Source organism: Rhizobium sp. RAF56 (genome assembly GCF_052113965.1).
In the GTDB taxonomy this organism is placed as follows: domain Bacteria; phylum Pseudomonadota; class Alphaproteobacteria; order Rhizobiales; family Rhizobiaceae; genus Rhizobium.
Window position 1 is genome coordinate 51,818 of the sequence record NZ_JBFRDU010000009.1, and the last position, 11,687, is coordinate 63,504.

Annotated in this window: 11 protein-coding genes; 2 read left to right on the top strand and 9 right to left on the bottom strand. The window is 62.6% G+C overall.

Going from position 1 to position 11,687, the window contains the following annotated elements:
* Nucleotide 1 precedes the first annotated feature (1 nt).
* The 8 genes from AB4048_RS09655 to AB4048_RS09690 all read right to left on the bottom strand — a co-directional run bounded on the left by AB4048_RS09655 (nucleotide 2) and on the right by AB4048_RS09690 (nucleotide 9,030).
* Nucleotides 2-886 (bottom strand): F0F1 ATP synthase subunit gamma, encoded by an 885-nt coding sequence (locus tag AB4048_RS09655; protein ID WP_442201728.1) that lies wholly within the window; start codon nucleotides 884-886, stop codon nucleotides 2-4.
* Nucleotides 887-912: 26 nt separating this feature from the next.
* On the bottom strand, nucleotides 913-2,442 hold the full coding sequence (gene atpA, locus AB4048_RS09660) for a F0F1 ATP synthase subunit alpha (protein WP_442201729.1): 1,530 nt from the start codon (nucleotides 2,440-2,442) through the stop codon (nucleotides 913-915).
* A complete protein-coding gene (locus AB4048_RS09665; RefSeq protein ID WP_442201730.1) occupies nucleotides 2,442-3,008 on the bottom strand; it encodes a F0F1 ATP synthase subunit delta in 567 nt (188 codons plus the stop codon). The genes atpA and AB4048_RS09665 overlap by 1 nt, the downstream gene beginning before the upstream one ends.
* A gap of 256 nt (nucleotides 3,009-3,264) precedes the next feature.
* A complete protein-coding gene (locus AB4048_RS09670) occupies nucleotides 3,265-3,657 on the bottom strand; it encodes an AGROH133_08824 family phage infection protein (protein WP_442201731.1) in 393 nt (130 codons plus the stop codon).
* A gap of 137 nt (nucleotides 3,658-3,794) precedes the next feature.
* Nucleotides 3,795-6,014 carry a primosomal protein N' gene (locus AB4048_RS09675; RefSeq protein WP_442201732.1) on the bottom strand — a complete coding sequence of 740 codons (2,220 nt, stop codon included), beginning with the start codon at nucleotides 6,012-6,014 and terminating at the stop codon, nucleotides 3,795-3,797.
* 70 nt (nucleotides 6,015-6,084) lie between these two features.
* On the bottom strand, nucleotides 6,085-6,732 hold the full coding sequence (locus AB4048_RS09680; RefSeq protein WP_442201733.1) for an MSMEG_1061 family FMN-dependent PPOX-type flavoprotein: 648 nt from the start codon (nucleotides 6,730-6,732) through the stop codon (nucleotides 6,085-6,087).
* 183 nt (nucleotides 6,733-6,915) lie between these two features.
* Nucleotides 6,916-8,064 (bottom strand): AAA family ATPase, encoded by a 1,149-nt coding sequence (locus AB4048_RS09685; RefSeq protein ID WP_442201734.1) that lies wholly within the window; start codon nucleotides 8,062-8,064, stop codon nucleotides 6,916-6,918.
* Between the two features lie 24 nt (nucleotides 8,065-8,088).
* On the bottom strand, nucleotides 8,089-9,030 hold the full coding sequence (locus AB4048_RS09690; RefSeq protein ID WP_442201735.1) for a GNAT family N-acetyltransferase: 942 nt from the start codon (nucleotides 9,028-9,030) through the stop codon (nucleotides 8,089-8,091).
* A 143-nt stretch (nucleotides 9,031-9,173) separates the two neighbouring features.
* Between AB4048_RS09690 and AB4048_RS09695 the strand changes: the two genes are divergently transcribed.
* Nucleotides 9,174-10,109 (top strand): tyrosine recombinase XerC, encoded by a 936-nt coding sequence (locus AB4048_RS09695; RefSeq protein ID WP_442201736.1) that lies wholly within the window; start codon nucleotides 9,174-9,176, stop codon nucleotides 10,107-10,109.
* Between the two features lie 103 nt (nucleotides 10,110-10,212).
* Nucleotides 10,213-11,295: a TraB/GumN family protein gene (locus AB4048_RS09700; RefSeq protein WP_442201737.1), complete on the top strand. Its 1,083-nt coding sequence runs from the start codon at nucleotides 10,213-10,215 to the stop codon at nucleotides 11,293-11,295.
* A 66-nt stretch (nucleotides 11,296-11,361) separates the two neighbouring features.
* Here AB4048_RS09700 and AB4048_RS09705 read toward each other — a convergent pair whose 3' ends face one another.
* Complete coding sequence (locus AB4048_RS09705) at nucleotides 11,362-11,637, bottom strand: hypothetical protein (protein ID WP_442201738.1); 276 nt, start codon at nucleotides 11,635-11,637, stop codon at nucleotides 11,362-11,364.
* Nucleotides 11,638-11,687: the final 50 nt, after the last annotated feature.

Below are 11,687 nucleotides of genomic sequence, written 5' to 3' on the forward strand. Positions count from 1 at the left end.
CTCAGAGCGCTTCCGCGCCCGAAATGATTTCAATCAATTCCTTGGTGATCTGAGCCTGACGCTGACGGTTGTAGCTGAGCGTCAGCTTGTTGATCATCTCACCAGCGTTGCGCGTCGCATTGTCCATCGCGCTCATCTTGGCACCCATCTCGCCGGCGACGTTCTCAAGAAGCGCGCGGAAGACCTGGACGGAGATGTTGCGCGGGATCAGGTCCGCGAGAATCGAAGCCGGATCCGGCTCATATTCGTAAACGGCGCTCGCATGCTCTTCATCCTGGGCGGAAACCTCGCCAACGGCAGCCGGAATGAGCTGCAGCGCGGTCGGGATCTGCGAGATGACGGACTTGAACTCCGAATAGAACAGCGTGCAAACGTCGAACTCTTCGGCTTCGAACATCTCGATGATGCGCTTGCCGATCAGGTCCGCGTTTTCGAAGCCGATCTTCTTGACCTCGCGCAATTCCTTGCGCTCGACGATCAGCGAAGCGAATTCGCGGCGAAGGATGTCGAAACCCTTCTTGCCGACGGTGAAGATCTTCACCGTCTTGCCTTCAGCGAGCAGCTTGCGGGTATGATCGCGGGCAAAGCGGGCGATCTGCGAGTTGAAGCCGCCGCAAAGGCCGCGTTCCGCGGTGCAGACGACGAGCAGGTGCACCTGGTTCTTGCCGTTGCCGGTCATCAGCAGAGGCGCGCCGTCGGCATCGCTCACAGCCTGGGCGATGTTCGAAAGCACGACGCCCATCCGCTGCGAGTATGGCCGGGCGGCCTCGGCCGCCTCCTGCGCACGCCGAAGCTTCGCCGCGGCGACCATCTTCATCGCCTTGGTGATCTTCTGCGTCGCCTTGACGGAGGCGATCCGGTTTTTCAGATCCTTAAGTGAAGGCATCCCTGGTCCGTCCTAGTTCCGTCCGATCAGGCGAAAGACTTGGCGAAGCTGTCAATTGCAGCCTGAAGCTTGCCCTTGGTGCCGTCGCTGATGGCCTTCTCCGTGCGGATGGCGTCGAGAATGTCCTTGCCTTCCGAGCGGAGGTAGGAGAGCAGGCCCTGTTCGAACTTGCCGACCTGGTTTACGGGCAGCTTGTCGAGGTAGCCGTTGACGCCGGCGAAGATCACCGCAACCTGCTCTTCCGTCTTCAGCGGCGAGAACTGCGGCTGCTTCAGGAGTTCCGTCAGGCGCGCGCCACGGTTCAGCAGGCGCTGGGTAGCGGCATCGAGGTCCGAACCGAACTGAGCGAAGGCGGCCATTTCGCGATACTGGGCAAGTTCGCCCTTGATCGAGCCGGCAACCTGCTTCATCGCCTTGATCTGCGCGGCCGAGCCAACGCGGGAAACCGACAGACCGACGTTAACGGCCGGACGGATGCCCTGGTAGAACAGGTCGGTTTCAAGGAAGATCTGGCCGTCGGTGATCGAGATCACGTTGGTCGGAATGAAGGCCGACACGTCGTTGCCCTGCGTTTCGATGACCGGCAGAGCGGTCAGCGAGCCGGCGCCCTGGTCGTCGTTCATCTTCGCGGCACGCTCGAGCAGGCGCGAGTGGAGGTAGAAAACGTCGCCCGGATAGGCTTCGCGGCCCGGCGGACGGCGCAGCAGCAGCGACATCTGACGGTAGGCGACGGCCTGCTTGGAGAGGTCGTCGTAACCGATCAAGGCGTGCATGCCGTTGTCGCGGAAATATTCGCCCATCGTGCAGCCGGCAAACGGTGCCAGGTACTGCATCGGCGCCGGATCGGAAGCGGTGGCGGCGACAATGATGGAGTACTTCAGTGCGCCGCGCTCTTCGAGCACCTTGACGAACTGAGCGACAGTAGAACGCTTCTGGCCGATAGCGACGTAGACGCAGTACAGCTTTTCGCTCTCCGGGCCGGCATCGTGGATGGCCTTCTGGTTCAGGATCGCGTCGAGAATGATCGCGGTCTTGCCGGTCTGGCGGTCACCGATGACCAGCTCGCGCTGGCCGCGGCCGACCGGGATCAGCGCGTCGATGGCCTTGAGGCCGGTCGACATCGGCTCGTGAACCGACTTGCGCGGAATGATGCCGGGAGCCTTGATGTCAACGCGCGAACGGCGCGTTGCATTGATCGGGCCCTTGCCGTCGATCGGGTTGCCGAGCGCGTCGACGACGCGGCCGAGTAGTTCCGGACCTACGGGAACGTCAACGATGGCGCCGGTCCGCTTGACGGTGTCGCCTTCCTTGATGTCGCGGTCGGAGCCGAAGATAACGACACCGACGTTGTCGGACTCAAGGTTCAAGGCCATGCCGCGGATGCCGCCCGGGAACTCGACCATTTCGCCCGCCTGGACGTTGTCGAGACCGTAGACGCGGGCAATGCCGTCACCGACGGAGAGAACCTGGCCGACTTCCGAGACCTGAGCCTCTTTGCCGAAATTTTTAATCTGGTCTTTGAGAATTGCGGAAATTTCCGCGGCGCGGATATCCATCAGCCGACCTCTTTCAATGCAAGCTTAAGGGTAGAGAGTTTGGTACGAAGAGACGTATCAATCTGACGAGACCCGACCTTGACGATCAGACCGCCAAGAATTGACGGATCAACCGTGACGTCGATCGTCACGTCTTTGCCGGTGACGCCCTTCAGTGCCACCTTCAATTCGTTTTCCTGCGCCGAAGTCAGCGCATGAGCCGAGGTCACCTCGGCGGAAATTTCGCCACGTTGCGCGGCAGCAATCTCACGGAACGCCTTGATCATTCCCGGCAGGGCGAAGAGGCGGCGGTTACGCGCCACGACCCTGAGGAAGTTCGCGAAGAAACTGCCGATGCCGGCCTTTTCGACAAGCGCGTCGATGGCCTTCAATTGATCTTCTGCGGAAAAAACCGGGCTGCCGACGAAACGCTTCAGGTCTTCGCTTTCATCCAGCATCGACTGGAAGGAATTGAGATCAGCGGTAACTGCGTCGACCGCACCCTCCTTAAGGGCCAGATCGAACAGCGACGAGGCATATCGTTCTGCGACACCAGAATTATGCTGGGATGCGTCTGCCACGGGCACATTTTTCCCTGATTTCAATCCAAGAATTCAGCTTCCGGCGAGCGGATGCCACATATCCTTGAATTCGTTTTGATTTCCCCCAGAAATCAGCAAGAGCTGCCTCCTGCTTCATCCGAAATTCGGGGTCCGTCTAACATAGGATCTTGAGACTCGCAACACGCGTATTGGCGGAATACGCCTTTCCCATGAATTTCTAGTGGCAAAAACGGCAGTTATCGCCGCAGGCCCGGTATCACCTGCTAAAATACTGCGCGCGTCAACCCTCAAACCAGCCGAGCGCATAAAGGAGCGGTAGAGCCGCGAGAACGATCTGCACAACCAGAAGTATGAGGTTCCTGACGACGCCGCCGCGATCCGACATCATCGCCAGGATGCGCCCGAAGGCGGCCACGGCGAACGACGCCCCGAGCGCCAGATAGACCATCGGCTGGGCGAGAAAGATCGCCGCAAGACCAAAGCCGAGATAGAAACCACCCATCGTCGAGCGGGCCTCGGCCAGGGCTCCGAACCGCCCCTCTTTTGGCTGCAGACCGAACAGACGAAACGTAAGCCCCGGCGCAAACATCATGAAGAGCCCGGCGAGCGCCGTGAAGCCTGCTGCGCAGTAAGCGAGTTGCTCGCCGCGTTCCGTCGGAAAATAGAACTCCATCGATCGCCCCCAAATCAGCCCGTGAATCAGCCTCTTATCGCATGATCGCCCGTTCAGGAAAATGTGGCTTTAGCTGTTCCTATTTCAGCTCGCGCTTTCGCGGTCGCGGAGGGCTGATCCCTCAAGCTTTGCCCCCCTCAAAGAAAGCTCTGCGGATCGATATCGAGCTGCACGTGCACGGAGCCACGCTCCTTCGGCCCGCCCGCCAGCATGGCGCGCAAGAAGCCTTGCATGTCCGAGCTGCGCTTTCCGTGCACCAACAGGCGGAAGCGGTGGCGCCCACGCACCAGCGCCAGCGGCGCTTCCGCAGGCCCGAGAACGGCGATGCCAGGCACCTGCGGTGCGGCGTTGCGCATGCCGCGCGCATGCGTCTCGGCGTCCTGGCGCGTCTCCGCCGAGACGATGATCGAAGCGAGCCGGCCGAAGGGAGGCAGGACCGCTTTTTCCCGCTCGACGATTTCACGCTCGTAAAAGGCGCCGGCGTCGCCCGACACGATTGCCTGCATGACGGGATGCTGCGGCTGATAGGTCTGCAGCAGGCCATGGCTCTTCAATCCAGTGCGGCCGGCGCGGCCGGTCACCTGGGACAGCATCTGGAAGGTGCGTTCGGCCGCGCGCGGATCGCCGTTCGCCAGCCCCAGATCGGCATCGACGATGCCGACCAGCGTCATCAGCGGGAAATTGTGGCCCTTGGCGACAAGCTGCGTGCCGATGACGATATCCGCCTCGCCTTTCTCGATCGCTTCAAGCTCCAGCCGCAGCCGCTTCACCCCGCCCATGAGATCGGAGGAGAGAACGATGGTGCGGGCTTCGGGAAAGTGCTGCTCCACCTCCTCGGCGATGCGCTCGACGCCCGGCCCGCAGGCAACGAGGTGGTCGAGCGTCCCGCACTCGGGACAGGCCTCGGGCGTCCTTTCGCTGTGCCCGCAGTGATGACATTGCAGCTGATGGCGAAAGCGATGCTCGACCAGCCAGCTAGAGCATTGCGGGCATTGGAAGCGATGACCGCAGACGCGGCAGAGCGTTAACGGCGCATAGCCGCGCCGGTTCAGGAAGAGAAGCGCCTGCTGGCCGCGCTCCACGGTCTTGCCGACGGCGCGCAGGAGGACGGGTGAGAGAAAGCCGCCGCGCTGAGGCGCATGCCGGCGCATGTCGATGAGATGCAGATCCGGCAGCGCCGCCTCGCCGTAGCGTGTCGGCATATGGATGGTGCTGTAGCGCCCGCTCTGGCCGTTGACACGGCTTTCGACTGACGGAGTGGCGGAGACGAGGACGACCGGGAAATCGGCGATCCGGCCGCGCACCACCGCCATGTCGCGGGCATTGTAAAAGACGCGGTCTTCCTGCTTGTAGGCGGGATCGTGCTCTTCGTCGACGATGATGAGGCCAAGGTCTTCGAACGGCAAGAACAGCGCCGATCGCGCCCCGGCAACGACACGCACCTCGCCGGTAACAGCCTGCCGCCAGACCTTCTCACGCATGCGGGGCGCGAGATCGGAATGCCATTCGGCGGGCTTGGCGCCGAAACGGCTCTGGAAGCGCTCGAGAAAGCTCGCCGTCAGCGCGATCTCGGGCAACAGGATCAGCACCTGCTTGCCGCGCCTCAGCGTTTCGGCAATGGCCTCGAAATAGACCTCGGTCTTGCCCGATCCCGTCACGCCGTCGATCAGCGACACGGAAAAGCCGCCGGCTTCGACCGCGCCGAGAAGCTCTTCCGCCGCGGCGCGCTGGGGACCTTCCAGTCGTGGGGTGGTGAAGGCTGGATCGGGTCTTGCAACGATGGGCGGCGGCGGCAGAAAGACGGTTTCAAAAATACCTTGGGCGATGAGCCCGTCGACGACGCTCACCGAGACGCCTGCCGCGTTGGCAAGGCCGCCGCGCGTCCACGCCGCGCCGTCAGCGGCCGTTGCCATCACGCGGGTGCGGGCTGGCGTCAGCCGCTCCGGCTCGCCACCTACGAAACGCAGCCCCTCGACCATCGGCTCGGCATCGAAGGCGGCCGGCGCCCTGAGCGCCATGCGCGCCACCAGGCCCGGCGGCGAGAGCGTATAGGCGGCCACCCAGTCGACGAAATCGCGCATCTCCCGGCCGAGCGGCGGACAATCGAAGACGCGGGTAATCGGCCGCAATTTCCTCGGATCGACCCCTTCGTCGTCGCCGCCGTCCCAGACGACGCCGATCACCTGCCGGGGCCCGAGCGGCACCTGCACGATAGAACCGGGCTCGACGGCCATGCCATCAGGCACCGCATAGGAATAGGGCGTCGGCGTCGGCAACGGCACCAGCACGGGCACCGGGCGGTTTGCCGGTGCATTCTCGAACAGGGCGCCAAACAGACTGGGCGAATCTTTACTCATCGCGCCAGACCATGCCCGCAGTCGCTAAAAAATGGAACCCGCCGGACACTCACTTGCCTGGGATCGGCGTTTAATACAGCCGCTCTCGATTTCCCTTGTCGACGCTCGCCTGAACCTCTTCGGCTGATTCCGCGAGCTTCGCATGTGCCTTCAATGTCTCGGCGAATGTCGGCAGATCGGTCGTGTCCGGCCAGGCATCCGGCTCCCATAGCGCCGATCGGATCATGCATTTGGGGCAGTGGGAAAGCACCCGCCTGACGTCCACAACCAGCACATGATCGGGAAGCTTGCCGTTGACCGCCATCGATTCGCGCAACTCCAGATCGCGCACGATGATCGCCGTTCCGCTGACGCGAAGCGTATAGGTAACGCCCGGAATCAAGAAGATCAGACCGACGCTGGGATTCCGCAAAACGTTCCGCAACGTATCGAGCCGCCGGTTTCCGAGCCGATCGGGGATGGCAAGCGTTCGATCGTCGAGAACCTTGACGAACCCCGCGGGATCGCCCTTCGGCGAGACATCGACCATGCCATCTTCGCCAACCGATGCAACGAAGGCAAAAGGCGCGCGGGCGATGAACTGGCGACTGTGATCGTCAATGGTCTGAACGACTTTGGCGATGGCACGATCCACCGGCTGACCGACCACCGCGCGAAGCTCGGCATCGCTGGTGACGACATCTCGAAATCGCGAAATGAACTGCCCTGGATCATTCATGGAGCGCCCTCCCGAGGCCCGGCTACAATGCCATATAGCCCGACGGGCGCAAATAGGTCGGCGACTGAACCGTTCCTCGAAAGGCAATCTCGGCTGTCGCTACCGGATACGACATGCTTTCGGCCTGCTATCTGAGACGACCAAACTCTCATCAATCGCATTGCGCGCTGGTCAATCCGCACCCTAGTCTTCATCGTCGCTTTCGCCGGCAATGACGCCTGTTAGTCGCATACCCTCGATCCAGGTCGCGCCGTTTTCGCGAACCACCTTGCGCGGCCGCACACCGCACCGCTCACGAACCGCCTCCGCCAGCTGCGTAGAGTGGGTAACGATCCAGATCTGGCTCGTTTTCGACGCTTCCGCGATCATATCGGCAAGCGGCGGCAGCATATCCGGATGCAGGCTCGCCTCCGGTTCGTTGAGCGCGACTAGGGGCGGCAGACGATAGGACAGGAGCGCCGCCGCAAGACCAAGAAAGCGGAGCTGACCGTCGGAAAGCTCGCGCGCCTGGAATACCCTGTTCGGGAAATCTGGAAACGAGAGTCCAAATTCCGCGGTCTCCCCGGGCAACGGCACAACGAGGCGCGCGCCGCCGAGCGCCGCGGCAACGATCCGATCGAGGTCGACCGTATCCTCCCGTGTATGCACGAGCGTTGCGAAAACGGCCGCCATGTTCGCACCGTCCTCATCGAGCATCGGGCCAGTCACGGCAAGGCACGGTTGGCGAAGCGGCGAAAACCGATCCGTTCTAAACCCATGGAAGAACCGCCAGTTGGCCACGACCCGCCGAAAGGCGGCGACCTCAGGAAAGTGCCCGGCATCGCCGAGCAGAGCGATCGCCGTTTCCGAGGTCAGTGCCTGATCGGGATATTGCCGCATCCGGCCGGATGCATCGCGCACGGAGATAGCAGGACCTGCCCGCTTCATCATCGTCACCGGGCGGCGCCCGTGGTCGACGACTAGCTCCTCTGCCTTGACCTGCGGCTCGAGCGGAAATCCGGCGGCGGCTTTTGGAGGGCGCAGGCCGACTTCAACCCTATAGCGGAACGTGATGGCACGTTCCTCATCAAGAACCTCGACTTCAAACCGCACCCTCGCCGGCCCCTCGGCTTCACGCCGCGTTCCAGACCAGAGCACGGAAAGCATACCGCCCTCGATCGCGAGCTCATGCACCAGCCGGCCTGCAACCGCGGCCTGAACCAGTTGAAGTGCGCGATAGAGATTTGATTTGCCGACGCCATTCTCGCCGAGAAAAAGCGTCGTGTCCCAAAGATCCATTCGGATCGAACGTAAGGAGCGATAATTCTGGGCAAACATCGAGCGGAGTTGCATACTTCGCTTTAACTCATCGGATCATCAAAATGAATGGGCGCCGGCCATCCGGCCTTCAGTCCGTTCGACGACCGGTTGAAACCGTGCGTCCTCGTCGGCATGGAGGTCGTGGACGGTGTGCTTCTCCAGCGCCTTCGTCACCGCATTGATGTCGCCGTCGAGGTCCTCCGGCGGGATCAGGTGACCGACGCGGAAGTCGAAACGGTCGCCCTTCTTGTTCAAAAGCTCGTGGAAAACAGTCATGTCGCGCAGCTCCGTCGACCATTTGGCGAACCAGTAGAAGAGGCCGGAATTGCGCGCCGACATGTGCACCGGAAGGATCGGCAGATCGTATTTGCGCGCCAGACCGACGGCCGATGTCTTCCACGGCCGCTCGTTCAGCCGCCCGTTCGCCCAATAGGCAATGCGGCCGGAGGGAAACAGCACCGTCGCCTTGCCTTCACGCACCGCCGCGTTGGTGAGGTTCAGCGTCTCGCGAGCCTTGAGCTTGGTCTTGTATTCCTCGCGCCATTCGACCGGGATGATCATCTCGGCGAAACGGGGATTGACGCGGACCGCGTCGCGGTTGGCAAAGAACATCATGTCCGGCCGCCACGCCTTGAGAAGGTCGAAAACCGCAACGCCGTCGGCAATCCCCGTCGGGTGATTGCAGACCAAGACGAAGCCTCCCGAAGAAGGGATGCGCTCGCCATTCGTCACCCGGACGTCGAGCCGCAGCAAATCGCTCATATATTCGAACGACTGGAAACCGGGCACGTTGGCGATATCGTCGGCAAAGTCGATCGCCGCGCGATAGCGCAGCAGCAGATAGAGAAACGGGCGCAGCAGCGGCCAGGCCGGATGTTTCACGATCCTCTGGCCGCGCTCGGCAATCAACGTATCGACGATGTGGCCGGGCTGGCCCTGGGATACCAAGGCGATGGTTTCTGCCAACTGTCCCAATGCGGTCGGTTCGTGGCGCGCCATAGAGTATCCCGAGTGTTTGGCCTTCGTCTATCGCGGCTTAATATGATCGAAGCATGACGGTGGCACGACGTTAGCGATTTCATAACCTTCCTCCCCTCAAGGTGGCAGATGCAATCCTGAATTCAAGGGCTCTAGGAGGCGACGTGGGCGAGTTGCTGATCATCGGCGAGCCGGCCCTGATGGCCGAACGCCAGCTGTGGCTGAGCGCGCTGCGCCAGGAGCGGCGCCTCTCCGAGCACACGCTCGACGCCTATGAGCGCGACACCCGGCAGTTTCTCACCTTCCTGACCGGCCACCTCGCGGGCCCGGTCTCCATCAAGGATGTCCACAGCCTCAAGCCTGTCGATTTCCGAGCCTTCCTCGCGGCCCGGCGCAAGGAGGGGACCGGCGCCCGATCGCTTGGCCGCAATCTCGCCGGCCTGCGCTCCTTCCTGCGGCATCTGGAGCGCAAAGGCCTCGTCAACGCAGCCGGCGCCGGCGCCATGCGCTCGCCGAAGCAACCGAAATCACTGCCGAAGCCGCTCTCGGACAGCCAGGCGCTGACCGTCGTCAGCCACGACGCGCAGCTGCACGACGAGCCCTGGATCGCCGCACGCGACGCCGCGGTCCTGTCGTTGCTTTACGGCTGCGGCCTGCGTATTTCCGAGGCGCTCGGCCTTCGCGCCGACGCCATCCGTGCCGGCGCCACATCGATGCGCATCATCGGCAAGGGCAACAAAACCCGTGTCGTGCCGCTGCTGTCGGCCGTCGTCGAGGCGGTCGAACGTTACCGCGCGCTGTGCCCCTATCATCTGGCGGGCGACAGCCCGCTCTTTCGCGGGGCGCGCGGCGCCCAGCTGCAGCCAGGCATCATCCAGCGCGCCATGCAGACGCTGCGCGGCGCCTTTGGCTTGCCGGTCACGGCGACACCGCATGCGCTGCGACACTCCTTCGCCACGCACCTGCTCGCCGGCGGCGGCGACCTGCGCACCATCCAGGAACTGCTCGGCCATTCGAGCCTGTCGACCACCCAGGTCTATACGGGCGTCGATGCGTCGCGGCTGCTTGAGGTGTATGATCGGGCGCATCCGCGCGCCTGACCAAACGCTGCCGCAATAGATCGTTAACCCTGCGCCTTAGGGAAATATGCGCCAGAGGCAATGTAGACCGGTGGCGGTAAAACCCTGGCTTCGGAGAGCCGACATGATTTCAGTGCCCGGCGAAAAGGTGACGGCAATGACGGCAAGCAAGCTCGCTGGCGCGCTCTTCCTTGCCGTGGCGGCACTGCCGGCGGCGCTTGCCGCCGGCCTTCTGCTGACGCTGCTGTCGCTGACTGCCGCCCATGCCGCGGACGATGCCTGCGGTGGGGTCAACCTGCTTGCCGAACTCAAGCTTTCCGACCCGGCGAAATACGCGGCCGTGATGGCCGAAGCCGCTGCCGTTCCGAACGGCCAGAGCATATTCTGGAAGATCGAAAAACCGGGCCTGAAGCCGTCCTGGCTGCTTGGCACCATGCACGTGACCGACCCGCGCGTGCTGACCATGCCGAAGGGCGCGCCGGAGGCCAACCAGGCCGCGAGCACTATCATCGTCGAATCCGACGAGATCCTCGATGACAAGAAGGCGGCGATGTCGCTGCTCGCCAAGCCCGAGCTCACCATGTTCTCGGACGGCTCGACCATCAGCAAGTTTCTCTCGGCCGAGGACAACGCCCGGCTCGAAGCCGGCCTGAAGGAGCGCGGCATCCCGCTCGCCGCGGTCCTGCGCATGCAGCCGTGGATGATCGCAAGCGTCGTGGCGCTGCCGCCCTGCGAACTCGCCCGCAAGGGCCGCGGCGCGCAGTTCCTCGATCAGAAGCTGGCGGTCGAGGCAGCCAAGGCCGGAAAGCAGGTCAAAGGGCTGGAAACGCTCACCGAACAGCTTCAGGCCATGGCCGACCTGCCGGTCGAGTTCCATCTTAAATCGCTGATCCAGACGCTGGAGCTCGGGACCAAGATGAAGGATGTCGTCGAAACCATGACCGACCTTTATCTTTCCGGCCAGATCGGCGCGACGATGCCGATGCTGAAGACGGTGTCTCCGGATGAAGCGACCGACGACGGCGACTATGCCGCCTTCGAGCAACGCATCATCCTCGACCGCAACAAGGTGATGGCCGAGCACGCCGCGCCGATCCTGGCAAACGGCAACGTCTTCATGGCGGTCGGCGCCCTGCATCTGCCGGGCGAACAGGGCCTCGTCGAGCTCCTGCGCAAACAGGGATTTACGGTGACGGCCGTCGACTGACGATAGCTGATGCAATCGGCCTATTGGCCGTGGCTGGCTCGGCCGCAACGGCCTTTTGCCTTCTCTTTAAGGCTTCTGCGTAGCCGCAGACTGGCTCCACTTGCGGCGCGAGCAGCCGCCCATACCACAGTTTTGGGCAACGGGCATGAAATCAGTTGAAATTTTTTTATAATTCAATGATTTCAGGTGCTTATAAAATTCTTCGGCGAAAATCATCCCCGTCGTCGGCAACGCGATTATCCTGAAGCGGTCAAAGGACAGGGAAGCCGGGTCGCGAACCGGTTGACCAGCGGGTCGATATCCGGCGTTCGATGATGGTTGGCTGCGATGATCACGGTGCAACAGGGCTTCGTGATCGGGATATCCCGAAGGCGGAATTCGGACCCTCCACC